The sequence below is a fragment of the Saccharothrix tamanrassetensis genome, assembly GCF_014203665.1.
Classification (GTDB): Bacteria; Actinomycetota; Actinomycetes; order Mycobacteriales; family Pseudonocardiaceae; genus Actinosynnema; species Actinosynnema tamanrassetense.
Genome location: NZ_JACHJN010000013.1, coordinates 63,694 through 89,416, shown reverse-complemented (window position 1 = coordinate 89,416; position 25,723 = coordinate 63,694). Strand labels below are relative to the sequence as shown.

Annotated in this window: 25 protein-coding genes; 11 read left to right on the top strand and 14 right to left on the bottom strand. The window is 72.1% G+C overall.

From position 1 onward, the window contains the following. Positions 1-49: 49 nt before the first annotated feature. Positions 50-550 carry a YbaK/EbsC family protein gene (locus FHS29_RS32115; RefSeq protein ID WP_184697411.1) on the top strand — a complete coding sequence of 167 codons (501 nt, stop codon included), beginning with the start codon at positions 50-52 and terminating at the stop codon, positions 548-550. Beyond that, on the top strand, positions 547-1,107 hold the full coding sequence (locus FHS29_RS32110) for a GNAT family N-acetyltransferase (RefSeq protein ID WP_184697408.1): 561 nt from the start codon (positions 547-549) through the stop codon (positions 1,105-1,107). The genes FHS29_RS32115 and FHS29_RS32110 overlap by 4 nt, the downstream gene beginning before the upstream one ends. A gap of 67 nt (positions 1,108-1,174) precedes the next feature. On the opposite strand, the gene FHS29_RS32105 is transcribed toward FHS29_RS32110, so the two are convergent. Further along, entirely contained in the window at positions 1,175-1,798 is a 624-nt protein-coding gene (locus FHS29_RS32105) for a CHAP domain-containing protein (RefSeq protein ID WP_184697405.1), read from the bottom strand. A gap of 98 nt (positions 1,799-1,896) precedes the next feature. Continuing rightward, positions 1,897-3,603 (bottom strand): DUF885 domain-containing protein, encoded by a 1,707-nt coding sequence (locus FHS29_RS32100; protein ID WP_184697400.1) that lies wholly within the window; start codon positions 3,601-3,603, stop codon positions 1,897-1,899. A gap of 104 nt (positions 3,604-3,707) precedes the next feature. Here FHS29_RS32100 and FHS29_RS32095 point away from each other — a divergent pair, with 104 nt between their 5' ends. Both FHS29_RS32095 and FHS29_RS32090 read left to right on the top strand, forming a co-directional pair. Further along, positions 3,708-4,358: an LppM family (lipo)protein gene (locus FHS29_RS32095; RefSeq protein WP_184697396.1), complete on the top strand. Its 651-nt coding sequence runs from the start codon at positions 3,708-3,710 to the stop codon at positions 4,356-4,358. 77 nt (positions 4,359-4,435) lie between these two features. Further along, complete coding sequence (locus FHS29_RS32090; protein ID WP_184697393.1) at positions 4,436-4,870, top strand: carboxymuconolactone decarboxylase family protein; 435 nt, start codon at positions 4,436-4,438, stop codon at positions 4,868-4,870. Positions 4,871-4,912: 42 nt separating this feature from the next. Here the strand turns inward: FHS29_RS32090 and FHS29_RS32085 are convergent, their stop codons facing one another. Further along, positions 4,913-5,797: a methylenetetrahydrofolate reductase gene (locus tag FHS29_RS32085; RefSeq protein ID WP_184697390.1), complete on the bottom strand. Its 885-nt coding sequence runs from the start codon at positions 5,795-5,797 to the stop codon at positions 4,913-4,915. A 105-nt stretch (positions 5,798-5,902) separates the two neighbouring features. Between FHS29_RS32085 and FHS29_RS32080 the strand changes: the two genes are divergently transcribed. The 3 genes from FHS29_RS32080 (at position 5,903) to mptB (ending at position 10,280) form a co-directional block, all read left to right on the top strand. Then, positions 5,903-6,973, top strand: coding sequence for a polyprenyl synthetase family protein (locus FHS29_RS32080; protein ID WP_184697387.1), 1,071 nt, complete (start codon positions 5,903-5,905; stop codon positions 6,971-6,973). A 2-nt stretch (positions 6,974-6,975) separates the two neighbouring features. Continuing rightward, positions 6,976-8,469, top strand: a complete 1,494-nt coding sequence (gene crtI, locus FHS29_RS32075; RefSeq protein ID WP_184697384.1) for a phytoene desaturase family protein — start codon at positions 6,976-6,978, stop codon at positions 8,467-8,469. Positions 8,470-8,816: 347 nt separating this feature from the next. Beyond that, positions 8,817-10,280 (top strand): polyprenol phosphomannose-dependent alpha 1,6 mannosyltransferase MptB, encoded by a 1,464-nt coding sequence (gene mptB / locus FHS29_RS32070; protein WP_184697381.1) that lies wholly within the window; start codon positions 8,817-8,819, stop codon positions 10,278-10,280. A gap of 165 nt (positions 10,281-10,445) precedes the next feature. Here mptB and FHS29_RS32065 read toward each other — a convergent pair whose 3' ends face one another. Further along, the gene (locus FHS29_RS32065) at positions 10,446-10,811 is read right to left on the bottom strand and encodes an Rv2175c family DNA-binding protein (protein WP_184697815.1); all 366 of its coding nucleotides are present in this window, start codon (positions 10,809-10,811) and stop codon (positions 10,446-10,448) included. 131 nt (positions 10,812-10,942) lie between these two features. On the opposite strand from FHS29_RS32065, the gene FHS29_RS32060 reads away from it, so the two are divergent. Then, a complete protein-coding gene (locus FHS29_RS32060) occupies positions 10,943-13,030 on the top strand; it encodes a Stk1 family PASTA domain-containing Ser/Thr kinase (protein WP_221456954.1) in 2,088 nt (695 codons plus the stop codon). Between the two features lie 322 nt (positions 13,031-13,352). Here the strand turns inward: FHS29_RS32060 and FHS29_RS32055 are convergent, their stop codons facing one another. Beyond that, positions 13,353-14,741, bottom strand: a complete 1,389-nt coding sequence (locus tag FHS29_RS32055; RefSeq protein WP_184697375.1) for a class II 3-deoxy-7-phosphoheptulonate synthase — start codon at positions 14,739-14,741, stop codon at positions 13,353-13,355. A gap of 64 nt (positions 14,742-14,805) precedes the next feature. Between FHS29_RS32055 and FHS29_RS32050 the strand changes: the two genes are divergently transcribed. After that, on the top strand, positions 14,806-16,101 hold the full coding sequence (locus tag FHS29_RS32050) for a DUF2891 domain-containing protein (RefSeq protein WP_184697372.1): 1,296 nt from the start codon (positions 14,806-14,808) through the stop codon (positions 16,099-16,101). Positions 16,102-16,310: 209 nt separating this feature from the next. Here FHS29_RS32050 and FHS29_RS32045 read toward each other — a convergent pair whose 3' ends face one another. From FHS29_RS32045 to FHS29_RS32035, 3 genes are all read right to left on the bottom strand, one after another. Continuing rightward, complete coding sequence (locus tag FHS29_RS32045; RefSeq protein ID WP_184697368.1) at positions 16,311-17,336, bottom strand: 6-phosphofructokinase; 1,026 nt, start codon at positions 17,334-17,336, stop codon at positions 16,311-16,313. A gap of 78 nt (positions 17,337-17,414) precedes the next feature. After that, complete coding sequence (locus tag FHS29_RS32040; protein ID WP_184697366.1) at positions 17,415-17,927, bottom strand: polyadenylate-specific 3'-exoribonuclease AS; 513 nt, start codon at positions 17,925-17,927, stop codon at positions 17,415-17,417. 22 nt (positions 17,928-17,949) lie between these two features. Next, on the bottom strand, positions 17,950-18,681 hold the full coding sequence (locus FHS29_RS32035) for a lysophospholipid acyltransferase family protein (RefSeq protein WP_184697363.1): 732 nt from the start codon (positions 18,679-18,681) through the stop codon (positions 17,950-17,952). 202 nt (positions 18,682-18,883) lie between these two features. On the opposite strand from FHS29_RS32035, the gene FHS29_RS32030 reads away from it, so the two are divergent. Beyond that, positions 18,884-19,351, top strand: a complete 468-nt coding sequence (locus tag FHS29_RS32030; protein ID WP_184697360.1) for a hypothetical protein — start codon at positions 18,884-18,886, stop codon at positions 19,349-19,351. Positions 19,352-19,407: 56 nt separating this feature from the next. On the opposite strand, the gene FHS29_RS32025 is transcribed toward FHS29_RS32030, so the two are convergent. The 6 genes from FHS29_RS32025 to FHS29_RS32000 are packed head-to-tail and all read right to left on the bottom strand — an operon-like array spanning position 19,408 to position 23,617. Further along, on the bottom strand, positions 19,408-20,379 hold the full coding sequence (locus FHS29_RS32025) for an ROK family protein (protein ID WP_184697358.1): 972 nt from the start codon (positions 20,377-20,379) through the stop codon (positions 19,408-19,410). Beyond that, positions 20,373-20,744 carry a hypothetical protein gene (locus FHS29_RS32020; RefSeq protein ID WP_184697354.1) on the bottom strand — a complete coding sequence of 124 codons (372 nt, stop codon included), beginning with the start codon at positions 20,742-20,744 and terminating at the stop codon, positions 20,373-20,375. The genes FHS29_RS32025 and FHS29_RS32020 overlap by 7 nt, the downstream gene beginning before the upstream one ends. 5 nt (positions 20,745-20,749) lie before the next feature. Continuing rightward, positions 20,750-21,940, bottom strand: a complete 1,191-nt coding sequence (locus tag FHS29_RS32015) for an ArsA family ATPase (protein WP_184697351.1) — start codon at positions 21,938-21,940, stop codon at positions 20,750-20,752. Beyond that, positions 21,937-22,374, bottom strand: coding sequence for an SRPBCC family protein (locus FHS29_RS32010; RefSeq protein WP_184697348.1), 438 nt, complete (start codon positions 22,372-22,374; stop codon positions 21,937-21,939). The genes FHS29_RS32015 and FHS29_RS32010 overlap by 4 nt, the downstream gene beginning before the upstream one ends. 27 nt (positions 22,375-22,401) lie before the next feature. Further along, positions 22,402-23,190: a metallophosphoesterase family protein gene (locus tag FHS29_RS32005; protein WP_184697345.1), complete on the bottom strand. Its 789-nt coding sequence runs from the start codon at positions 23,188-23,190 to the stop codon at positions 22,402-22,404. Between the two features lie 10 nt (positions 23,191-23,200). Beyond that, positions 23,201-23,617: a polyketide cyclase / dehydrase and lipid transport gene (locus tag FHS29_RS32000; protein ID WP_184697342.1), complete on the bottom strand. Its 417-nt coding sequence runs from the start codon at positions 23,615-23,617 to the stop codon at positions 23,201-23,203. 76 nt (positions 23,618-23,693) lie between these two features. On the opposite strand from FHS29_RS32000, the gene FHS29_RS31995 reads away from it, so the two are divergent. Beyond that, positions 23,694-25,502, top strand: a complete 1,809-nt coding sequence (locus FHS29_RS31995) for an AMP-dependent synthetase/ligase (RefSeq protein ID WP_184697339.1) — start codon at positions 23,694-23,696, stop codon at positions 25,500-25,502. Positions 25,503-25,723 lie beyond the last annotated feature (221 nt).

The window sequence follows — 25,723 nt, the reverse complement described above, 5'->3', positions numbered from 1 at the left end:
CCGTGAACCCGGCACTCCTCAACCCGGCCGCACGTGGTCTCATGAACGGGTGAGCGCACTTGACCACCCCGGCATCCGCAAGGTGGCGGCGGGCCTGTCCGAGGCGGGCCACCACGAGGCAGCGAACGGGATCCGCGTGCTGGCCGACGCCGTCCGCACCGCCGCCGAGGCGGCGCAGGCGGTGGGCGTGCCGGTCGGAGCCATCGCGAACAGCCTGGTGTTCAGCGCGGTGCGGGACGGCGCGGCCGGTCCGCTGCTGGTGCTCACCTCCGGCGCGCACCGGGCGGACACCGACCTGCTGGCCGGGCTCGCCGGGGCGGACCGGATCGAGCGGGCCAAGCCGGACTTCGTGCGGGAGCACACCGGCCAGGTCATCGGCGGGGTCTCCCCGATCGGCCACCCCGCGCCGATCCGGACGTTCGTGGACGTCGACCTGGAGCAGTACGAGGTGGTGTGGGCCGCCGCCGGGCACCCGCACGCGGTGTTCCCGACGACCTACGCGGGCCTGGTGGAACTGACCGGCGGCACCCCGGCGCGGGTCGCCCGATGACCGCCGCGCCGTCGCAGCGGCTGGTGGAGCTGTCCGCGCGGGAGCTGAACTCCCGGCTCGGCGAGGCCCTCGCGCTCTACGTCAGCGCGATGAACTACCCGGCGGGCACGGCCGAGCAGCGCGCGCCGATGTGGTTGGCGCACATGCTGCGCGACGGCTGGCGGTGCGTGGTGGCGCTGGGAGAGGAGGACGAACTCGTCGGCATCGGCTACGGCTACCGGGGTTCGGTGGGCCAGTGGTGGCACGAGCAGGTGCGGCACGGCCTGACCCTGGTCAACGGGCCGAACGCGGTCGAGGAGTGGATGCACGACTACTTCGAGCTGACCGAGCTGCACGTGCTGCCGAGCGCGCAGAGCCGGGGCATCGGCGAGGGACTGCTGCGCAGCCTGCTGGCGGGCGTGCCCACGTCCCGCGTGCTGCTGTCCACCCCGGAGGGCCCCAGCAAGGCGTGGCGGCTGTACCGGCGGCTGGGGTTCACCGACGTGCTGCGGCACTACCAGTTCACCGGCGACCCGCGTCCGTTCGCCGTCCTGGGCCGCACCCTGCCGCTGGACTGAGGCCCGGTGGCGCGGGAACGGCAACGGGCGGCCGTCCCGCGACGACCGCCCGTGATCCGCACAAGAGCTAGAACGGCGAGACGAAGCCCGACACCTTGAGGCCCGCGCCCGTGTTCAGCTCGGAGAGCTTGCGCCACTTCGTGTAGGCGACGCGGTCGCTCACGTTGCCCTCCACGGTCCGCACGTGGGTGGCCTTGAGGCCGGTCCGGTCGTAGTTGACCTCCACCACGACACCGACGTGCGCGACCATCGACGGGTAGTTGCCGTAGACGATGGCGTCGCCCACCTCCACGTCCCGGTCCGCCAGCGGCTTCCAGCGGCCGTTGCCCTGGCCCCACTTCTGCCAGTAGGTGGCCCAGTGCCCCTGGTCGACGGCGGGCGCGCCGGGCGCGGCCCGCATCGACGGGCGGTCCGGCACACCGGCCTTGGTCCACGCCCAGTTCACGAACACCCCGCACCACTCCACGGGACGCCGCACGGCCGGGTCGATCTCCTGGTACCGCGTCGGATAGCCGTTGGAGCCGTTCTCCCGCGCCCCGATCTGGCTGAACGCGTAGTCCACGATCTGCTGCCGCACCCGCCACTCGGCCGGGTCGGAGATCTCGTCCTGTGCCCCCGCCGGAGCCGTGCAGAACAGCAGCGCGCCCACCGTGACGACACCCACGGCGGACCGCCTGAGACGTCTGGCCATCCGTCCCCCTCACTCGTGCCCGCAGCATATGCAACAGAAACCCCGGTGACGACGCCGTGAAGGCAGTCACCGGGGCACTGTTCCGCCCGTTCGGGCGCTCACAGCTCCGCGAGGCGCTCCCGCAGCGTGTCCAGGCCCATCGCGCCCATCTCCAGCGCGTCCTTGTGGAACGCCTTCAGGTCGAACGCGGCACCGTGCCGGGCCTTCGCGTCGTCCCGCGCCGCCAGCCACAGCCGCTCGCCGAGCTTGTACGACGGGGCCTGGCCGGGCCAGCCCAGGTAGCGGTCGATCTCGTCGCGCACGTGCGCCGGGTCGGTGATGGTGCGGGTGAGCATGAACTCCAGGCCCAGGTCCGGCGTCCAGCGCTCGCCCTCGTGGAAACCCGTCCCCCTCGGGATCTCCAGCTCCAGGTGCATGCCGATGTCGATGATCACGCGGGCCGCGCGGAACAGGTGCGCGTCCAGCATCCCCAGCAGGTCGCCGTCGTCCTCCAGGTAGCCCAGCTCGCGCATCAGGCGCTCGGCGTAGAGCGCCCAGCCCTCGCCGTGACCGGACACCCAGCACATCAGCCGCTGGAAGTCGTTCAGCTTCTCCGCCTGGTAGACGGCGGTCGCGACCTGGAGGTGGTGGCCGGGCACGCCCTCGTGGTAGACGGTGGTGACCTCGCGCCAGGTGGAGAACTCCGTCTTGTCCGCGGGCACCGACCACCACATCCGGCCGGGGCGGGAGAAGTCCGGGGTGGGGCCGGTGTAGTACGCGCCGACACCACCGCCGGGGGGCGCGATCCGGCACTCCAGCCTCATCAGCTCGTCCGGCAGCTCGAAGTGCACGTCCCGGACGTCCAGCAGGGCCTTGTCGGACAGCTGCTGCATCCACGCCTGGAGGCCGTCCTGACCCTGCACCCGGTAGCGCGGGTCGGCGTCCAGCACGGCGGCGGCCTCGGCGAGCGTCGCGCCCCCGGTCGCCCGACTGCCGCCTCCGGCTCGGGTGATCCGGTTCGCCACCTGCTTCATCTCGGCCTCGATGCGGGTGAACTCGGCCCAGCCCCACTCGTAGGCCTCGGCCAGGTCGAGCCGCGCGCCGGTGAAGTACCGCGACCACAGCCGGTACACGTCCTCGCCGACGGCGTCCTTCCCGGGGGCCTTCGGCGCGAGGTCGTCGCGCAGGAACGCGGCCAGGTCGGCGTACGCCTCGGCGGCGGCCTGCGCGCCCGCCTCCAGGTCGGTGCGCAGCGCGGTGTCCGCCGGCGCGCCCTCGACCAGGGAGGCGAAGTACGACTTGCCGCCGGACCGGCCCGACCAGGTGTCGCACTGCTCGGCGACCCGGCTGACCTGCCGCAGCGCGGCGACCTTGCCCCGGTCGGCGGAGTGAGCCAGGCCGGTGCGCAGGTTCGCCACCGCGTCCGGCACGGCCGCGAGCCGCTTGGCGATGGTCGCCCACTGCTCGGGGGTGTCGGTCGGCATCAGGTCGAACACCTCGCGCAGGTTCTGCACGGGGCCCGCGATGACGTTGAGCTCGCCCTCCCTCAGCCCGGCCCGGTGGAGCTCCACGTCCAGGCCGACCCGCTCCAGGAACACCGACTTGGCGGCGGCCTCGGACGCGTCGGCGGGCTGGGCGGCGGTGATCTCCGCGAGGGCCCGCTCGGACAGTTCCCGGCGGGCGCGGTGGCCGTCGGGCGAGTAGTCGGTCAGCTGGTCGTCGTAGCCGGGGGTGCCGATGAAGGTCGCCGTCAACGGGTCGGCTGCCGCGTAATCGGCCACGAACTGGTTGCTGATGCCGTGCACGCCGGCCGCAGTGGTTGACATGAGCCGCACGTTACCTGCGGGTCACGTCCCTCCAACAGGTATTTAGCCAGCCTCACGACCGTGTCCACCCGGTCAACTTTTGACCCTGCCGGCAGGATGACCTGGTGCCCAGGGCCTCCGCGCTCCTCCTGCCGGTGTTCCTCCTCGCGGCGTTCTCGCTGACGGGGTGCGTCCGGCTGCACGCCGCGATGGCGTTGTCGCAGGACGACCGCGTCTCCGGCGAGATCGTCGCCGCCACCCCGCTCACCGACGACAACGACGCCGGTCCCCAGCTCAAGGTGCCGAACGAGCTGGCCAGCCGGGTCACCACCAAGCCCTACAAGGCCGACGCCTACACCGGGACGCAGATGGCCTTCAACGGCCTGACGTTCGACGAGGTGCGCGCGCTGTCCATGGCGACCAGTTCGACGTTCAGCCGCTACCAGCTCGGGTTCCGGCGGTCCGGCGACCTGGTGACGCTGTCCGGTTCGGTCGATTTGACCCAGGTGCCGACCGAACGCGCCGACATCCAGGTGAAGATCAGCTTTCCGGGTGAGATCATCGACACCAACGGGCGAGAGGAGGAGCCGACCACCATCTCGTGGTCACCCAAACCGGGGCAGGCGACGATGCTCGCCGCCACCCTCCGGTACGCCGGGGAGAACTCGCCCTCGTACTTCGCGTGGACCATGCTGGTCGCCGGCCTGACCGGTGGGGCGGCGCTGATCGTGCTGGTGCTGGCGATCGTCGCGCACCGCCGCAGCCTGGTCGCCTAGGGCCTCGGCGACCACAGGGCCCTGTGGCCCTGAACACGTCACATCCCGGCGGGCTGCCTCGTCCACCGGGTATGAGGATGAACTTCGCCAAGGTGGCACCCGAGGTCTACCAGTCGCTGCTCCAGATCGACGGCTTCGCCCACAAGCACCTCGACCCCGCGCTCGCGCACCTGATCAAGCTGCGCGCGTCGGTGCTGAACAACTGCGCCTTCTGCGTGGACATGCACTCGACGGACGCGATCAAGGCCGGGGAGAACCCGCAGCGGCTGTTCGCCGTGTCGGTGTGGCGCGAGTCCAGGTTCTTCACCGACACCGAACGGGTGGCGCTGGAGTTCACCGACGCCGTGACCCGGCTGGGCGAGCACGGCGTGCCGGACGAGCTGTGGGAGAAGGTCACCGCGACGTTCGACGAGCAGCAGGTCGCCGGTCTGCTGGCCCAGGTCGTCGCGATCAACGCCTTCAACCGCATCGGCGTCACGATGGACTCCGCCACCGAACGCCACCTGCGCTGAGGACTCGCCCGCCGCGATTCCTGGGGGCGGCGGGCGGGTGGGTCAGGCTCGGGCGGGGACCAGCCCGAGCCTGGCCACCACCTCCCTGGTCGCCTTGGAGCGGTTGAGCGTGTAGAAGTGCAGGCCCGGCACGCCTTCGGCGAGCAGCCGCTCCCCCATCTCGGTCACCAGGTCGATCCCCGCCGTGCGGAAGGCCGCCGGGTCGTCCGCGTACGGGTCGAGCCGCCGGGCCACCACGTCGGGCACCGGGGCGCCGGACAGCTCGACGGTCTTCGCCAGGGTGCGCGGCGTGGTCAACGGCATCAGGCCGGGCAGCAGCACGGTGTCGCAGCCCAGCGCGTCGACCCGGTCCCGCAGCCGCAGGAAGTCCTCCGGCTGGAAGAACAGCTGCGCGATGGCGAAGTCCGCCCCCGCCCGCAGCTTGCCGACCAGGTACTTCGTGTCGGTGTCCAGGTCCGCCGAACGCGGGTGCCCGTACGGGAACGCCGCCACGCCCACGCAGAAGTCGCCCAGCTCGCGGCACAGCCGCACGAGCTCCTCGGCGTAGGTCAGGCCGGACGGGTGCCGCACCCACTCGCCGTTGGGGTCGCCGGGCGGGTCGCCCCGCACCGCCAGGATGTTGCGCACACCGACCGCCGCGTACCAGCCGATCACGTTGCGCAGCTCGGCCACCGAGTGGTCCACGGCGGTGAGGTGCGCCATCGGCACCAGGGTCGTCTCCTGCGCCACCCGGCCGGTGGTGCGGATGGTGCGGTCGCGGGAGGAGCCGCCCGCGCCGTAGGTGATCGACACGAACGCCGGGTCCAGGGCCTCCAGCTCGCGGATCGCGCGCCACAGCACCAGCTCGTCCGCGGCGTCCCGCGGCGGGAAGAACTCCACGGAGAAGACGGGATTGCTCCCGTTCAGGCGTTCGAGGACCGTCTTCATGCCGTCCAGCCTAGTGCCCGTGCCGGCACGTGGGAGGGCCGGTTCACGTGATGGGACCAGCCCCCCGGTTGGGCGGGCGTCCGGGCCAGAGGTGACCATAGACGGGTGCCGCCCCACCCGTTGGACCAGGAACTGCCCAAGCACGTCGACGCAGCGCTCGCAGGCTATCTCGCCGACCGCAGGACCCTGGGCGCACGGATGGAGGAGAACTTCGGGGACGCCGTCGACGCCCTGGCCGACTTCATCCTCAACGGCGGCAAGCGGGTGCGCCCCACGTTCGCCTGGTGGGGGTGGCGCGCGGCGGGCGGCGACCCGGACAGCCCGCTCGCGGAGGCCGTGCTCACCGCGGTCAGCTCGCTGGAGCTGATCCAGGCGTGCGCGCTGATCCACGACGACCTGATGGACGCCTCGGAGACCCGGCGCGGGATGCCGACCGTGCACGTCAAGTTCACGCGGCGGCACCGCGACGAGGGCTGGCTGGGCGAGCCCGAGCGGTTCGGCCTGGCCGCCTCGGTGCTGATCGGCGACGTGGCGCTGGCGTGGGCGGACGACATGCTGTTCGCCGCCGGCCTGCCGAACGACGCGCTGCGCCGGCTGAGCCTGCCGTGGCGGGACATGCGCACCGAGATGCTCGCGGGCCAGTACCTGGACGTGCTCACGCAGGCCCGCGGTGACACCTCGCCGGACGCCGCGCTGCGCATCGACCGGCTCAAGACCGCCGCGTACACCGTGGAACGCCCGCTGCACATGGGTGCGGCGATCGGCGACGGCTCGCCGGAGCTGGTCGCCGGGCTGCGGTCGTTCGGCACCGACATCGGGGTGGCGTTCCAGCTGCGGGACGACCTGCTCGGCGTGTTCGGCGACCCGGCGGTGACCGGCAAGCCCGCCGGCGACGACCTGCGCGAGGGCAAGCGGACCCTGCTGGTGGCGCTGGGCGTGGAGTTCGGCGCGGACGTGCTGCACGAGGCGCTGGGCCGCCCGGACCTGGACGTGGCCACGGTGGACGCGGTGCGGGCCAAGCTGGTCGAGGTGGGCGCGGTGGCGGCGGTGGAGGAGCGCATCGCCGCGCTCACCGAGTCGGCGCTGACCGCGCTGGACCGGGCCCCGGTCGCCGAACCCGCCGCCGCGGAACGGCTCGCCGAACTCGCGATCAGCGCCACGAAACGGACCTACTGACCATGAGGGCGGTCACCGGCCGCACCGACCACGTCGTCGTGGTGGGCGCGGGACTGGCGGGCCTGTCCGCCACGCTGCACCTGCTCGGCGCCGGACGGCGGGTGACCGTGGTGGAGCGCGACGACGTGCCCGGCGGCCGGGCCGGGCGGCTGGACCTGGGCGGCTACCGGTTCGACACCGGGCCGACCGTGCTGACCATGCCGGAGCTGGTCGACGAGGCGTTGCACGCGGTCGGCGAGAGCCTGCGCGACCGGCTGGACCTGCTGCCGGTGGAGCCCGCGTACCGGGCGCGGTTCGCCGACGGCGGCGTGCTGGACGTGCACGCGGACGCCGACGCGATGGAGGCCGAGGTGCGCCGGTTCGCCGGTCCGGCCGAGGCCGCCGGGTACCGGGAGCTGCGGACCTGGCTGACCGACCTGTACCGGACCGAGAAGGACGCGTTCATCGGCGCGAACTTCGACTCGCCGCTGAGCCTCCTCACCCCGCACCTGGCGCGGCTGGCCGCATTGCGCGGTTTCGCCCGGCTGGGCCCGTCGGTGGCGCGGTTCCTGAAGGACGAGCGGTTGCAGCGGGTGTTCTCGTTCCAGTCGCTCTACGCGGGCGTTCCGCCGCGCAAGGCGCTCGCCGCGTACGCCGTGATCGCGTACATGGACACCATCGCGGGCGTCTACTACCCGCGCGGCGGGATGCGCGCCCTGCCCGACGCGTTGGCCGGCGCGGCCCAGGACGCGGGCGCGGACCTGCGCTACCGGACCAAGGTCGCGTGGCTGGAGCGGATCGGCGGCCGGGTCACCGCCGTGCGCACGACCCAGGGCGAACGCATCCCGTGCGACGCCGTGGTGCTCACCCCGGACCTGCCGCTGTCCTACCGCCTGCTGGGCCACCGGCCGCGCCGCCCGGTGCCGATCACCTGGTCGCCTTCGGCGGTCGTGCTGCACGCCGGGGTCGACCGCACGTGGCCGGAACTGGCCCACCACACCCTGATGTTCGGCCACGCGTGGGACCGCACGTTCGACGAGCTGACCCGCCGCGGCACGCTGATGAGCGACCCGTCGCTGCTGGTCACCAGCCCGCCGGGACAGGGCATGTTCGTGCTCGCGCCGGTCCCGAACCTGCGCGTCGGCCCGATCGACTGGCCGCGCGTCGGCCCCGCCTACCGCGACGAGCTGGTGGGGGTGCTGGAGAGCCGCGGCCTGACCGGGTTCGGCGACGCGATCGAGGTCGAGTCGCTGGTGACGCCGAGGGACTGGGCCGCGCAGGGCCTGGCCGCCGGCACGCCGTTCTCCGCCGCGCACACGTTCGCCCAGACCGGGCCGTTCCGACCGCGCAACCTGGTGCTGGACAACGCGGTGCTGGCGGGCTGCGGCACGACGCCGGGCGTGGGCGTGCCGCCGGTGCTGATCTCCGGGAAGCTGGCCGCGCAGCGGATCACGGGCTCAGTCGGCGCGAGGTGGCGGCGGCCGGCGGCGACGCGGCGGGCGCACAGCCCTCGTTGACCGCCGGGCTCCGGATCAGCCGCACAGCGGGACCGCACCGGACTGCTTCAGGTCGCCCTCCGGGCGCCGACTCGTCCGGCGTGGACGACCACGCGGCGGACCGTGATCTACGTCAGTGCGTGGCAAGCCGACCGATCTTGCCGCCACCAGGCGTATTCGCAGCCCGTAATACTCCAAGTGGTCACTCGCCCGTGTGACGATCACGTGCGAGGATCCCTCAAGGTGTTGCACGCCTGTCACGCGTGCCCGCCACAGCGTGCCGACGCGCGCCCGTGTTGTGCGACGATGTTGCCGCGATGGCCGCGACCCCGTCCCCACCCCGATCGAGCGCCGCACCTGTCGAGCCGGTGCGGTCCAGTGCTACCCCGGTACCGGACCCCGGCGGCATCCCGGTCCGCACCATCCTGCTCGGCGTCGCCGGCGTCATGCTCGTCGCGCTCGGCGGCACGGGCGCGGGCGCGATCCTCAAGCGCGACCCGCTGCTCGCCGACACGTCCCTGAGCTGGATCCGCTACGGCCACGGCCACGACCTGGCCACCGCCGTGCTCTACCTCGGCCTGGGCATGGTGGTCTGGGCCTGGATCCGGCTCGGCCGCATGGTCCACAACGGACACGTCGGCAGCAAGGCCGTGCTCACCGCGATCGTGGCGTGGACGCTGCCGCTGCTGTTCGCGCCGCCGCTGTTCAGCAAGGACATCTACAGCTACCTGGCGCAGGGCCAGCTCGCGCTCAACGGCCTCGACCCCTACCGGGTCGGGCCCGCCGTGCTGCAGAGCCCGCTGTCGGAGAACGTGAGCTGGGTCTGGCAGAACACGCCCGCCCCGTACGGGCCGTTCTTCATGCTGCTCGCGATGGGTGTCGTCGGGGCCACCAACGCCAGCGTGATCGGGGGTGTGGTCCTCATGCGCCTGCTGCTGGCCGCCGGCCTGGTGCTGCTGTGCTGGGCGCTGCCCGGCCTGGCCAGGCACCTGGGCGGGCGGCCGGCGGTCGCGCTGTGGCTCGCGGCGGCCAACCCGCTGATGCTCGTGCACCTCATCGGCGGCGCGCACAACGACATGCTGATGGTCGGCCTGCTGGCGGCGGGCTGCCTGTTCGTGCTGGACCGCAGGCACGTGCTGGGCATCGCGGTGGTCACGCTGGCGTTCGCGGTGAAGGCCACGGCGGTGGTCGCGCTGCCGTTCCTGGTGCTGGTGTGGGCACGGCGGCTCGACGGCACGCGGACCGCGCAGCTGGGCAAGGCGATCGCGGGCGGCCTGGCGACGTTCGTCGTCGTGTTCGCCGCGGCGACCCTGGTGTCCGGACTGGACCTCGGCTGGATCCCGGCGCTCAGCTCGTCGTCCACCATCGTGAACTGGCTGTCGCTGCCCAGCGCGGTCGGCGACTTCGTGCACACCGTGGTCAGCGCGTTCGTCCGGGTCGGGCCCGGCGTGTTCCTGACCGTCGCACGCGGCCTGGGGTCGCTCCTGCTGCTCTACATCGCGTGGCGGCAGTGGCGGGCGGCCGACGACGGTGGACCGGAGGCCGTGCGGCGGGCGGCGATCACCATGCTGGCCGTGGCGCTGCTGTCCCCGGCCACGCTGCCCTGGTACTTCAGCTGGGCGCTGGTGCTGGGCGCGGGCCTGGCGTGGACCGCGAACGGGCTGAAGGCCGCGGCGTTCTTCTCCACGTGGCTGCTGCTGGTGACGTTCCCGGACGGCGACACGGCGCTGTACTCGTGGGGCTACCTGCTGCTGACGGTCGCCGTGTCCGCGCTGGCGTGCGTGTCGCTGACCAAGCCGGACCCGTTGCAGCTGTCCAGCAGATACGCGTGACCGCGACGGAGTACGCGTCGTTCACGGAACTCGACAAGCACGTGCACGGGTCCGCAGCGGTCATCGGGCTGCAACAGTGGCACTACCAGGGCTGTCAGCAGCACTGACAGCCCGCGCCACATCCGGGCGACTCGTCTGGAACCGCCCGGACGTGGCTGGTCGGGACTAGAAACCCATCGCCTGGGCGCGCCGCTTCACCTCGCGGCCGCGGTCCCCGCGCAGCGCCTCGATCGGCGTGCCGGGCAGCGTGTCGTCTTCGGTGAACAGCCAACGAAGGATCTCATCGGTCGAGTAGTTGGAGTCGCGCAGCACCGTGATGGTGCCCGGCAGCCCCTTCACCACGCCTCCGGCGGCGAGGAACTGGGCGGGGACGACGAGGACACCGTTCCGGCGCTCCGCGAGCAGTTGCCCGTCGCGCAGCAACTGGTGGACACGGTTGACCGGCAAACCAAGACGCTCGCCGACCTCGGAAAGGTCCAGGACCTCCAGGTCGGGAGCCAGCACATCCGCAGCGGCAGGAATCGCACTCACGTGCGTCACGATGCCACAACGCCGGGAGCAACGCCCTGCGCCAACCGGGTGGTGGCGGTACACCCACGGGTCGACTGCCGGACACCCCCAGTTCCACCGGGCTTTGACGCGGATCCCACGCGCGGGTCGGGATGCTCCGGGCGCACGGCATCGGTCAGCTCCACCCCACCGTACGATCCACGGCTGTGGAAAGGTCGGCGACGAACGTGATCGGCGGGCTGCTCGAACAACGCTACCGAGTGGGCGCCCTGGTGGCACGCGGAGGCATGTCCACCGTGTACCGCGGTGTCGACACGCGCCTGGAACGGCCGGTGGCCATCAAGGTCATGGACCCCCGGTTCTCCTCCGACCCGCAGTTCGTGGCCCGGTTCGAGCGCGAGGCGCGCGCCGCGGCCGGACTGCACCACCCCGGCGTGGTCGCGGTGCACGACCAGGGCGTCGACGAGGACCGCGTCTACCTGGTGATGGAACTGGTCGAGGGCGGCACGCTGCGGGACCTGCTCAACGCGCGGGGCAAGCTGGACGTGCCGCTCGTGCTGACCGTGCTGGAACGGGTGCTGTCGCCGCTGGCCGCCGCGCACAAGGCCGGGCTCGTGCACCGGGACGTGAAGCCGGAGAACGTGCTGATCGGGCGCGGCGGCGTGGTGAAGGTCGCGGACTTCGGGCTGGTCCGGGCGGTGTCCACGCCGGGGATCACCAGCGACACCACGATCCTGGGCACGGTCGCGTACCTGTCGCCCGAGCAGGTCGCCAACGGCACCGCGGACGCGCGCAGCGACGTGTACTCGGCCGGCGTGATGATGTACGAGATGCTGACCGGCGCGCCGCCTTACGCCGGTGACACGGCGATCTCCGTGGCTTACCGGCACGTGAACGACAACGTGCCGCCGGTGACCGGGGTGCCCGCGGAGGTCGCCGAGTTGGTGCGGCGCGCTACGCGCAAGGAGCCGTTCCTGCGGCCGGCGGACGCCGAGGCGTTCCTGTCCGAGGTGGAGACGGCGCGCGCTCAGCTCGGGCTGGCGACCGTGGACGTGCCCACCGTCGAGGCGTCTTCCGCGCAGTTCGAGGAGCCTCAGACGGAACGCGTGCTGCCCGTGAGCGCGGGGGCCGCCGCTTACGCCGAGGCGACCGTGCCGGTGCGCAGACCGGTCCACACGGGGCCTCAGGGCACCCAGGCACTCCCTCTCGGGGTGCTGACGGAGTCCGCCCCCGCCGCTGTCCAGCACGCCGTCGTCCACCACACCGCTGTCGCGCCCCGCCCGGTGAGGCCCGCGCGCCCCCGGCGTCCGCCGAAGAAGAAGACACCCGAGCAGCTCTACGAGGAGATGCGGGCACGCAGCAAGAAGCAGTTCATCACGTGGATCAGCATCGTGGTGGTCGCCGCGATCCTGATCGGCCTGACGAGCTGGTGGCTGGCGATCGGCCGGGTCACCTCCGTACCCGACGTGATCGGCAAGGAAGAGGGCCTCGCGGTCGCCGCCATCGAGGAAGCTTCGCTGAAGTCGGCGGTGACCACGGAGAACAGCGACAGCGTGCCCAGTGGTCAGGTGCTGCGCACGGAGCCGGCGCCCGGGGCGGAGGCCACCAGGGGCGACCTGGTGCGGGTGGTCGTGTCGCGCGGCAAGCCCGTCGTGCCGCAGGTGAACCCCGGCGTCGAGGTGGCGGCGGCCGAGCGGGAACTCGCGTCGGTGGGGCTGAAGTCGCAGCTCAAGCCCGAGGAGGACGCGTTCAGCGACCGGGTGCCCAAGGGCAAGGTGGTGACGCTGAAGCCGGCGCCCGGCACCGCGGTGGACATCGGCAGCACGGTCACCATCGTGCTCAGCAAGGGCGTCCAGCCCAAGCCGGTGCCGAACGTGAAGGGCAAGACGAAGGACGAGGCGTTCGCGGAGCTGTCGGCGGCGGGCTTCGAGCCGGTCGAAGGGCCGGAGGAGCCGTCCGGCGAGGTCGATGGCGGGCGGGTGGTCCGCACCAACCCGGCGGCGGGGGCCACGCTCGGGGCGGACAAGCGGGTGACCGTGATCATCGCCGCGGACCGCGGCGTGACCGTGCCGAACGTGGAGGGCAAGAAGGTCAAGGAGGCGAAGGAGATCCTGGAGAAGGCCGGGTTCAAGGTGGACGTGCAGTTCAACAACCGCGACCGGGCGACGGTGGTCAACCAGTCGGTCCGGGGCGGGGAACGCGTTCCGAAGGGCACCCGGATCACCATCATCGCCGTTTGACGCCTGAACGAGGGACCGAGCTGACACGATCGTGTCGAACGCTCGAGTCGAACGCATGTTCGGGCTAGCGTGCAGGCATGGAAACGATCACTGCCCTCACTGCTTCGCCCTCGACACCCCGCGGCCGGGCCTCTGCCGGGCGGAGAACCGGTGGTCGGCCTCAGGCCGTTCCGCAGTTAACCGGCGCGCGCCCGCCGGGCGGCCTGAGGCCACGACTCGCCGGTGGTGCCGGCCGTCCCACCCGGTCACCGACACGACGGCGCCCCGGCGGTCCGGGACTGGGTCCAGGTCCGCCGGGGCGCGGTCGGGGTCGGTCAGGCCGTCAGCTGCGCAGCATCTCCGCGACCAGGAAGGCCAGCTCCAGCGACTGCTGGGTGTTCAGCCGGGGGTCGCAGGCGGTCTCGTAGCGGCCGGCCAGGTCGGTGTCCGAGATCTCCTGCGCGCCGCCCAGGCACTCGGTGACGTCCTCGCCGGTCAGCTCGATGTGGATGCCGCCGGGGTGCGTGCCGAGCCTGCGGTGCACCTCGAAGAAGCCCTGCACCTCGTCCACGATCCGGTCGAAGTGCCGCGTCTTGTACCCGGTGGACGACTCGTGGGTGTTGCCGTGCATCGGGTCGCACTGCCAGATGACCTGGTGGCCGGACGCGGTGACCTTCTCCACGATCGCGGGCAGCACGTCGCGCACCTTGCCGTTGCCCATCCGGCTGATCAGGGTCAGCCGGCCGGCCTCGTTGCGCGGGTCGAGCCGCTCGACGTACTCGACCGCCATCTCCGGAGTGGTGGTCGGGCCGATCTTGAGGCCGATCGGGTTGGCGAGCAGTTCGGCGAACGCGATGTGCGCGCCGTCCAGCTGCCGGGTCCGCTCGCCGATCCACAGGAAGTGCGACGACAGGTCGTACAGCTTCGGCTGGGCGCCGTTGGTGTCCAGGCGCAGCAGCGCACGCTCGTAGTCCAACAGGAGCGCCTCGTGCGAGGCGAAGATCTCCGTGGTGTGAAGGGAGGAGTCGTCGACGCCACACGCTGACATGAACCGCAGGCCCCGGTCGATCTCGGCGGCCAGCGCCTCGTACCGCTCGCCGGCGGGCGAGGTGCGGACGAAGTCCTTGTTCCACTCGTGCAGCCGGTGCAGGTCGGCCATGCCGGCCGTGGTCATCGCCCGCAGCAGGTTCATCGCCGCGCCCGCGTTCGCGTACGCCCGGATCATCCGCGACGGGTCGGGGATGCGCGCCTCGGGCGTGGTGACGAGCGAGTTGACGATGTCGCCTCGGTAGGACGGCAGGCCGAGCGCGTCGATGTTGGACGAGCGCGGCTTGGCGTACTGGCCGGCGATGCGGCCGATCTTCACCACCGGCAGGCTCGCGCCGTAGGTCAGCACGACAGCCATCTGGAGCAGCGTCCGCACGTTGGCGCGGATGTGGGGCTCGGTGTTGTCCGCGAACGTCTCGGCGCAGTCACCGCCCTGGAGGAGGAACGCCTCGCCGCGGGCCACCTCGGCGAGGTTGCCGCGCAGCCGGTCGATCTCGGCGGGCACGGTGATGGGCGGCACGCTCTCGAGCACCGCGCGCACCCGGCGCACCTGCTCCGCGTCCGGCCATTCCGGCTGCTGGGCAGCCGGGCGGCCGAGCGCTTCGTCCAGGCGCGTGCGGAGCTCGGGCGGAAGGGGCGGGAGCTCGGGAAGCGTGTCGACGGGCACGTCCACGGTCCAGTTCACGTGTTAAGGGTAGGCGGTCCACGCTGAGAGACGGGGGCGGGTTGGCCTGGGCATGATGTGCGTCATGCCCGGCACCCGAATGGACGGCACGGCGCTGGACGACGACACCGCGACCCGGCTGCTGTCGGCGGCGGTGGCGAACGTCCTGCGGGATGCCCCGGTGCACTGGACGCACGTGATCACCGACGACGCCGGCCTGGTGCCGCAGCGGGTGCTGCACCCGGTGTTCGCGGGCTCGCTCGACTGGCACTCGTGCGTGCACCAGACGTGGCTGGCGGTGCGCCTGCTGCGGCTGCGCCCGCACCTGCCGGGAGCCGACGAGGCACGGCAGGCGCTGACCGGGCTGATCACCCCGGAAGGCTGCCGGACCGAGGCCGACTTCTTCACCGGCCCGAACGGCGGCTTCTGGGAGCGCCCGTACGGCTGGGCGTGGCTGCTGGTGCTGGACGCCGAACTGCGCACCTGGGCGGCAACACCGCAGACCCCCGAGCAGGCCCCGCCGTCAATCCCGTCGTCGGCCCAAGCGTCGGTCCAGCCGTCAGCTCAAGCGTCGGCTCGGTTGCCGGCCCAACCGTCGTCGGCCCAGTCGTTGCCGGCTCCGCCGTCGTCAGCCCAGTCATCGTCGGCCCAGCCATCGTCAGTCCAGTCGCCGTCCGCCCAGCCGTCGCCGGCCCAGCCGTCATCGGCGCAACCATCGTCGGCCCAGCCGTCGTCAGTCCAGTGGTCGTCGGCGCAATCGTCGGCCCGGTTGTGGGCAGAGCACCTGCGCCCACTGCGCACCGTGCTGCGCGACCGATACCTGGAGTGGGTCTCGCACGCCCGCCTGCCGATCCGGGCGGGCACGCACGCGAACACCGCGTTCGCCACCGGGATGGTGCTCGACGCGGCGAACGCGGTAGGCGACACCGAGCTGTCACAGGCGTGCTCCGAAGCGGCGCTGCGCTGGCACCGGGAGGACCGCGACTACGGCGGCTTCGAACCGGACGCGGCGGACTTCCTGTCCCCCGCGTTGACCGAGGCCGACCTGATGCGCCGCGTGCTGCCGGACTTCCCGTCGTGGTTCGAGGCCTTCCTGCCCAACCTCGGCGAGGCGAGGTGGGAGGTCCTGCGCGAGCCCGTGCCCATCGACGACCCGGGCGACCCGTACGGCTCACACCTGGTGGGCCTGGCCCTGTCGCGGGCGTGGAACTGGCGCGCGATCGCCGCCGCATTGCCACCCGACCACCGCTACGCCGAACTGGCCCGCACCGCCGCGACCGCCCACGAGGAAGCCGGCCGCCGCCACGTCTTCGGCCACGGCTACTACGCCGAGCACTGGCTCGGCACCTTCGCGACCTATCTGAGCCTGAACGCTTTCTGACCCCGGTGGCCTCGCCCGGTCCGGTCGAGCGTGGCCCGTCCTCGAACGACGAAGGCGCTTCCGGGCGGATCAAGGGATCCACCCGGAAGCGCCTCGGGTTCCTGCGAATCACGCACCGGACCACGACGCCAGACCCTGACGCCAGGCCCGCGATGTCAGCCCCTGACGCCAGGCCCGCGATGTCAGGCCACGGCCGGGAGTTGCCGTCCTCAGCCGAAGAAGACCTCGGCCTCGGCGTAGCGCTCCAGCGGCACCGTCTTCAGCTCGGCCGTGGCCTCGGACAGCTTGACCCGGACGATGTCGGTGCCGCGCAACGCGACCATGACACCGAAGTCGCCCTCGGCGACCGCATCCACCGCGTGCAGGCCGAACCGAGTGGCCAGCACCCGGTCGTAGGCGGTCGGGATGCCGCCGCGCTGGGTGTGCCCGAGCACGACCGCGCGGGACTCCTTGCCCGTCCGCTGGGCGATCTCCTCGGCCAGCCAGGTGCCGACGCCGCCCAGGCGGACGTGGCCGAAGGCGTCCTTCTCGCCGGAGTGCAGCACCTCGGCGCCGCCTTCCGGGACCGCGCCCTCGGCGACGACGATGATCGGCGCGTACTGCTTCTCGAAGCGCCGCTCCACCCACTCGACGACCTTCGCCACGCTGAACTCGCGCTCGGGCACCAGGATCACGTTGGCACCGCCGGCCAGGCCGGAGTGCAGCGCGATCCAACCCGCGTGCCGGCCCATCACCTCGACCACGAGGGCGCGGTGGTGGGATTCGGCGGTGGTGCGCAGTCGGTCGATCGACTCCGTCGCGATGTGCACGGCGGTGTCGAAGCCGAACGTGTAGTCGGTCGCGCCGAGGTCGTTGTCGATGGTCTTCGGCACGCCGACCACGCCGATGCCGTCGTCGGTCAGGCGCTTGGCGACGCCGAGGGTGTCCTCGCCGCCGATCGCGATGAGCGCGTCGACACCCTCGTCGGCCAGCACCTTGCGGATCTTGTCGACGCCGCCGTCGATCTTGTACGGGTTGGTGCGCGAAGAGCCCAGGATGGTGCCGCCCCTGGTGAGGATGTCCTCGACCTCACGGAGCCCGATCGGCTTGGTGAGGCCTTCGACCGGCCCCTGCCAGCCGTTGCGGAACCCCACGATCTCCCAGCCGTGGACCTCGATGCCCTTGCGGACCACGGCGCGGATGACCGCGTTCAGGCCGGGGCAGTCACCACCGCCGGTGAGCACACCAATACGCATCTGCTTGACCAATCTCCTCGTGGCGTGGGTCACCCAAGACTGTCACGACCTGGATCGGTGCAGCAAGCGAGGTTCCACCTAGCGGACGGCGAATCCGCGGCGCAGCCGCTCGGCCTCGATCACCTTCCACCGGGCCAGGTTGTGGCGGGCGTCGGCGAGGGCGTCGTGCGCGTCGGCGGGCGGCGTCGGGAGGCGGGGCCGGCCCACGTCCTCCCAGCGCTGCCGCAGGTCGCGGGTGAACCGGGGCAGGCAGCGCGGCAGCGCGGGCATCGGACCCCACAGCTGGGCCAGCGCCACGTGGTCGTAGGCGGCGAACCACGCCCACAGCTCGATGTCGTCCCGGTTGGCCTTGGGGCCGCCGAGGAACTCCAGCAGGTCGCGGCGGATGCGCTCGCGGCTGCGCCACGCCTGGTCGGCGGGTGGCGGGAGCTGGTTGAGCACGTTCGCCCGCACCCACGGACCGGCTTTCTCCGGGTCGAACTCGGTCGACACGGCGTAGAACTCGCGGCCTTCCTCGTCCACCACCCCGATGGAGACGAGGTCGATCGTGACCCCGTCCTCGATGAACTCACAGTCGTAGAAGAACCGCACCGCACCAACCTTAAGGTGCGGTTCAGCCGGCCTTCGTGTCGGGCAGCCGATCGACGTCCTCGGCCGGCCGCTGGTCGCCCTGGTCCTCCTTGGCCTTGGCGGCGTACACGTCGACGTACTCCTGGCCGGAGAGCTCCATCAGGGCGTACATGATCTCGTCGGTGATGGACCGCAGCACGAACCGGTCGGCGGACAGCCCGGCGTACCGGGAGAAGTCCAGCGGCTTGCCGATCTTGATCCGGATCGGGTACGGCCGCCACATCTTGGAGCCGATGGGGTTGGCCTTGTCGGTGCCGAACATGGCGACCGGGATGACCGGCGCGCCGGACTCCAGGGCGATCCACGCGACGCCGACCTTGCCCTTGTAGAGGCGCCCGTCGGGCGAGCGGGTGCCTTCGGGGTAGATGCCGAGGAGCTTGCCCTCCCGCACGATGCGCACGCCGGTGTCCAGCGCGCCCTGCGCGGCGGACGCCGAGGACCGGTCGATCGGCACCTGCCCGACGCCGGAGAAGAACCAGCGCTGGAAGGCGCCCTTGATCCCCTTGCCGGTGAAGTACTCGATCTTCGCCGGGAACGTGACCCGCCGGGACAGCTTCAGCGGCAGGAAGAACGAGTCGGAGACGGCGAGGTGGTTGGACGCCAGGATCGCGCCGCCCTCCTTGGGGATGTTCTCCGCGCCCTCGATGATGCGGGGGCGGAAGAACAGCTTCAGGAGCGGCCCGAGAAAGATGTGTTTCATCATCCAGTAGAGCACTGCTGGGAGCGCCTCCTCGACGTGCCTTGATCCCCGGCGTCAGCGTACGGAGCCAACCGCACCAGGCACAACGAAGACCCGCATTCGGGCGGTACGGTCGCAAGTGCCACCGGCTGCCGTAATCCGCAACACAACGGCCTCGTGGGACGATGGAGCCTGGCAGAGGGACGCGCCCGCACGACCGGAGGGCTGGAGCACGCCGATGAACTCCCGACGCGACTCGACGGACGGCCCGGAGGACGTGGACGCGACCTTCGCCGAGATCGTGGCCGGCCTGGAACGCGAGGGCGTCGGCAGGACCTGGCCGGACGACGAGGCGGACACCCCGGACGACGAGGCCGAGCCCGTCAAGCCGACCCACGCGGAAGGCCACCAGGCCGTGGCCACCGCCGACGACGACCCGGACGAGGTCCCCGACGACCCGGACGACCACTTCGTCCCCCCGGAACCGCCGCCCCTGCCCGCCCTGCGACCGGGCACGATCGCCGCCCTGCTGCTCATCGTGCTGGGGGTGGTCCTGCTGGTGGTGCCCGGGCTGTTCGGCCTCGCCTCCAGGATCGGCACCCCGCTGGCGCTGATCGTGCTGTGCTCGGGCGTCGGCTGGCTGGTCCTCCGCATCCGCAACGGCCCACCGCCCGATTCGGGCTGGGACGACGGCGCGGTCCTGTGACGCGGTGGGGCCAGGCCGTCCTGTGAGGCGGTAGAGCCAGGTCGGCGGCGCAGCGGTCAGCGGCGGCCGTTGCGGGCGGTGCGCGGGGTGGCCAGTTCGCGGGCGACGGTGGCCACGCCGACGATGCCGGCGTCGTCGCCCAGCTGCGCGGTGCGTATCCGGGCCAGTGGTCGGTGGCCCGCGCCGGTCACCACTGCCGCGTACCGCTCACGCGCCTCGTCCAGGAACAACGGCGCCGACTCGGAGACGCCCCCACCGATGACGACCACCTCGGGGTCGTACACGTCCGCCACCAACGCCAGGCCCTCGCCCAGCCAACGGGCCAGGTCGGACATCGCCTGCTTCGCCAGGGGGTCACCGTCGCGCGCGGCGCCGGCCACCCGGCGGCCGGTCACGGCGCGGGAGTCGCCCAGCGCCTCGCGGGCCAACACGGTCGACACGCCGGGATGGCGGGCCAGCAGTTCCACCGCCGTCGTGGTCAGCGCCGTGCCGCTGCAATAGCGCTCCCAGCAACCGTTCTTGCCACACGGACAAGATCGCCCCTCGGGCACGAGCCGCAGGTGACCCAACTCCGGTGCGACGCCGTGCGCACCCCGGAAGACCTTGCCGTCGATGAGCAGCGCACCGCCGATCCCGGTTCCGATGGCCACCAGGGCCGCGATCCGCGCACCGCGCGCCGCACCGAAGCGGTGTTCGGCCAGCGCCGCCGCGTTGGCGTCGTGCTCCAACACCACGGGCATCCCCACGCGCTGCGAGATGCGGTCCGCGACGGGAGCCCGGCGCCACGCCAGGTGCGGGGCGAAGAGCACCGTCCGGCGGTCCTGGGCGACGAAGCCGGCCACGGCCAGCCCCACCGCCGCCACCCGGTGCCTGGCGGCGAGTTCCGCGACCGCGGCGCCGACGGCCTCCTCCAACGCCTCCTCACCGGACGGGGTCGCGGCGCGGGACGTGTCCAGAACAGCCCCGTCGGCGTTGACCACGCCGGCTCGCACACTCGTCCCGCCGACGTCGACGCCGACTGTCAGCACGGCTGCTGCTCGGAGCGCGACGACCGGACCACGGGGATGTGCTGCACGCGTGGCCTGGTCGGCGCAGTTCCCTCCGCGTCCGGGTCCGACTCCGCGGAAGCCGACGCGGCAGCCGACGCCGAATCCTCGGGCTCCGCCAACGCCGCCCGCAGCACGGCGATCAGACCGGCCACGTGTTCGGCCGCACGAGCCGCCAGCTCCGAACGGTCACCGCGCACCAGCGCCACCGCGTTGCACAACGGGCACCAGCCGCAGGTCCGGGTGTCGTGCTCGCCGTCGGCGGCGAGCTTGTGCAGCCAGGGCTGGGCGCGTTCGGCGGCGGCGTCGAGCAGCAGCCGGAGTTCCTCGGCGAGTTTCGCGTCCACGTGCCTCACCGCATCCAGAGGTCGGGGTCGGGGCGGAACCGCACCGCCAACCCGGTGTCGTCCAGTTCCGCGCCGACCACCAGGCACCGCCGCAGCAGCGACGGCAGGGTGATCAGCTTGCGCCGGCCGTCCACGGTGACCGCCAGGTCGTCGCCGACCCGCGCCAGGTCCAGTTCCGAGTCGCCGACCACCAGCGCCAGCCGCAGTTCGTACTCGTCGTCGACCCGCACGACGTCGATCAGCGGCGCGCCCGCCCCGACCCCGTCCAACGGGTCCGCGCCCCGGTACAAGTCGTCCGCGAGCTCCAGCAGCGCCGGCAGCCCGACCGGTTCCCCGGCCCGGTGCTCGACGGTCCTCATCGGCCCCAGGTCCAGCGACGCCAGCACGGCCTCCTGCTCGGTCCGGCGGGTCCGCAGCCACGTCGCCGCCGGTCCGCTCTCCGCGCCGGGGTGCGGCACGAGGCGGTTGACGACCACCCCGTCGACCCGGATGCCCTGCAACGCCAGCGCGGTCACCGTGCGGCGGGTCTCGGCGGCGACCACCCGTTCGGGGGTCAGCACCAGCCGGACGCCGGTCGACGGGGACGTCAGCAGGCCGCGCAGCTGTGCCAGGTTCTCCGCGAGGCGCCCGAGGGCGTCGGCGGTGGCGTCCCACCTCTCCGCCGACGAGCCGTTGCCCGCCAGCCCGGCCAGCAGGCCGCGCACCACCCGGCGGTGGGTGGGGAACAGCCGTTCCAGGTAGGACGAGACCGCTTCGGGCAGCGCCAGCAGCCGCAGCGTCTCGGCCGTCGGCCCGCAGTCCACGACCACCACGTCCCACGGCCCGCCGTGGACCAGTCGCCGCACCTCGGCGAGCGCGAGCAGCTCCTCCACGCCGGGCAGCACGGTCAGCTCCTCGGCGTCCAGTTCGTCCACGCCGGCGCCCGCCAGCACGGTCCGGAGGTGTCCGCGCAGCTCCCGCCACGTCTCGTCGACCAGCGCACGGGGATCGACCTGGGCGGCGTGCAGGCCGGCGTCGACCTCGGTCACGGCCGAGCCCAGCGCGATGCCGAACGCGTCGCCCAGCGAGTGCGCCGGGTCGGTGGACACGACCAGCGCCTTGCGTCCCCCGGCCGCCAGCGCGGCCGAGGTGGCGGCGGCCAGGGTCGTCTTGCCGACCCCGCCCTTACCGGTGAACAGCAGCAGGCGCGCGCTCATCCAGCGTTTTCCACCCGGCGCTTGAGCTCCTTCAGCGCGGTGTCCATGATCATCTTCTCGGCCTTGCGGCGGAACAGGCCGATCATCGGCACCACCAGCTGCACGGACAGCGTGTAGGTCACCTCGGTCGAGCCGCCCCGCGCGGTGAACGCGTAGCTGCCCTCCTGGGACTTCTGCATCTGCCCCTTGACCAGGCGCCACGAGATCCGCTGCGGCGACCACTCGTCGTAGGCCAGCACGTACTCGTCCTTGATCGGCCCCTGGTCGATGTTGAACTTGACCTGCGCCGGGTAGCCGTCCGAACCGGTCTCCAGCACCTCGGTGCGCTTCACCCCGTTGGCCCACTCGGGGTACGCGGCGAAGTCGGCGATCACCGCCACGATCCGCGAGGGCTCCGCGTCTATGACGATGGACTGGGTGGACTCGTCGGCCATGCCGGGGAGGCTACCCGGTGGTTCTCGTCACCAGCGCAACACGTGGGGCGTGCCGCTGCGCTGGAAGTGGCCGACGTTGACGCATTCGGTCCAGCCGACCCGCACCCGGCGGGCCATCGGCTGGTGCACGTGGCCGAACACCGACCACCGGGGCCGGACCCGCTCGATCGCCGCCAGCAGCGACGCGGACCCCAGCTCCGGCCGCCGCGCCACCACGTCGTAGGTCAGCTCGGCCACCGCCGGCGGGATGTGCGTGCACAGCACGTCCACCTCACCGAGCCCGGCCAGCGCCGCGCCGTACTCCTCCTCGGTGCGCAGGTACGGGTACCAGGGCGCACCGGGCCGCCGCACGAAACCGGGCGAGCGCAGCGCGCCGCCGACGAACCCGAACCGCAGGCCGCCGATCTCCGCCGACTCGCCGTCGAGCACGTGCACCCCGTCGTGGGCGAACCTCGGCCACAGCTCGGGGCTGTCCACGTTGCCCGGTGTCGCGTAGGTCGGGGCGCTCATCGCCGCGAACAGCTCGGTGTACTGCTCCAGCACGGCTTCGCGGACCACCGACGCGGCGTCGTCCAGGCTGTCCCACAGCGACCGGACGTAGTGCACGGTCTCCGTGCCCATCCGGCCGCGCCGCAGCCGGGCGAACACCTCGACCTTCTCCGCGCCGAAGACCCTGCCGAGGATGCCCTTGCCGTGGTCGTAGTAGTCGACGAAGTCGACCAGGTCCCCCAGGACCACCAGGGCGTCGGCGCCGTCACCCGCCCGGGCGAGGGCCTCCGCGTTGCCGTGGACATCCGAGACGACGTGAACCCGCACCCCCTGGAATCTACGGCAGCGCAGGCGGAACGCCCGGAGCGCGCCCGGCCTCCAAGGTCGTCTTGAGGCCCAGCGACACCTCTTTGGCGGCCAGCTGCCGGCGGCGCAGCTCCTGCCGCAGCCGCTTGGGCGAGGGCTCGCCCGGCAGGTCGGCCCGCAGGAAGTAGTGGAGCAGCGTGCCGTCGAGCACCTGCTCCAGCCACACCTCCATCGTTCCGACCAACGCGCCGGCCACCGTCCAGCGCAGTCCCTGCGCGCCCCGGTCGAGGTACACGTCCAGAATGAGGTCGGGCCAGTACCGGGTCCACGCGGAAGGGTCCGCGAAAGCGGCGGCGACCACCTCGGGAGGAACTGCGAGAAAGGTCTCGTCCACGACGTCCAAGCTCGGCACGGGTGGGAAGAGTGCCACGACACGGTTACGGAACATCCCACCGGCCTGGTGTATCGCCGGAATCACAGGCTAGGTTTCCCCACCGGTAACAAACAATCGTCCGGAGGTTGACGTGCGCGAGTTCAGCGTCCCCGCCACCGCCACTGTGGCTGCCGAGGAGAACCTCACCGACATGGTGCAGGCGAACGCGGAGCGCTTCGGCAACGCCGTCAGCTTCCGCCGGCGCGTCGACGGGACCTGGGTCGACGTGACCGCCCGCGACTTCGCCGCCCAGGTGCTGGCGGTCGCCAAGGGCCTGGTCGCGTCGGGTCTGCAGCCCGGCGAGCGGGTCGGCCTGATGTCCAAGACCCGCTACGAGTGGACCCTGCTCGACTTCGCCATCTGGTACGCGGGCGGCGTCGTGGTGCCGATCTACGAGACGTCCTCGGCCGAGCAGGTCGAGTGGATCCTGTCCGACTCGGCGGCCAGGGCCGTGTTCGTGGAGACCGACGCGCACCGCGCCACGGTCGACTCGGTCGTGGCGGGCCTGCCCGAGGTGCGCGACGTGTGGCAGGTCGAAGGTCCGAACGGGGACGCCGCGGGCGCGATCGACGAGCTGACCGCGCTGGGCGCGGGCGTGTCCGACGAGGACGCGCGGGCCCGGCGCAGAGAGGTCGGCGCGGACGACACCGCGACCATCGTCTACACCTCCGGCACCACCGGCCGCCCCAAGGGCTGCGAGCTCACGCACCGCAACCTGCTGGCCGAGGTGCGGGCCGACGTCGCCGCGTTCCCCCAGCTCATGCAGGCGGGCAACTCGCTGCTGGTGTTCCTGCCGCTGGCGCACATCCTGGCCCGCGCGATCGCCCTGTGCGCTGTGTACACGCGGGTCACGCTGGGGCACACGGCGGACGTGAAGAACCTGGTGGAGGACCTCCAGTCGTTCCGCCCGACGTTCGTGGTGGCCGTGCCGCGGGTGTTCGAGAAGGTCTACAACGGCGCCAAGCAGAAGGCGCACGCGGCGGGCAAGGGCAAGATCTTCGACGCCGCCGAGGCGACCGCGGTCGAGTACAGCCAGGCGCTGGACGCCGGCGGCCCGGGGCTCGGCCTGAAGCTCAAGCACGCCCTGTTCGGCAAGCTCGTCTACGCCAAGCTCCAGGCGGCGCTGGGCGGCCGGTGCATCGCGGCGGTGTCCGGCGGCGCTCCGCTGGGTGCGCGGCTGGCGCACTTCTTCCGGGGCGTCGGCGTGCCGGTGCTGGAGGGCTACGGCCTGACCGAGACCAGCGCGGCGGCGTGCGTGAACACCGAGACGGCGTTCCGGGTGGGCACGGTCGGGCGGCCGGTGGCCGGCACCTCGGTGCGCATCGCCGAGGACGGTGAGATCCTGGTCAAGGGCGACGTGGTGTTCCGCGGCTACTGGAACAACCCGGCGGCCACCAAGGAAGCGCTGGACGACGGCTGGTTCCACTCCGGTGACATCGGCGAGCTGGACGGCGACGGGTTCCTCAGGATCACCGGCCGGAAGAAGGAGATCATCGTCACGGCGGGCGGCAAGAACGTCTCGCCGGCCGTGCTGGAGGACCGGCTGCGGTCGCACCCGCTCATCAGCCAGTGCATGGTGGTGGGCGACGCGCAGCCGTTCATCGGCGCGCTGATCACCATCGACCCGGAGTTCTTCCCGGCCTGGAAGCAGCAGCACGGGAAGCCCGCGTCGGCGACCGTGGCGGACCTGCTCGACGACGAGACGCTGCGCGGGGTGATCCAGGCGGCCGTGGACGAGGCCAACCAGGCGGTGTCCAAGGCGGAGGCGATCAAGAAGTTCCGCATCCTGCCGGTGGACTTCACCGAGGCCGGCGGCGAGATGACGCCGAGCCTCAAGCTGCGCCGGACGGTCGTCGCGTCGACCTACCAGCAGGACATCGAAGCGATTTACGCGAACTGAGCCCGCGGCCCGGGCCGGCCGGTCTACAGTTCCCGCGCATAAGACGGGTGGCCCGCACCGGCAACGGCGCGGGCCACCCGACCCCCAGTGATCGTCATCCGCTGGCGCGGATTCGAGAAGCTTGTTGTCCCGGTCCCCCAACCGGGACGTCCCAAAGACTGCCCGAGCGCGCTGTCGTATCGCTGACGCGACGGTGACTCGCGCCGTCAGCGGCTGACCGG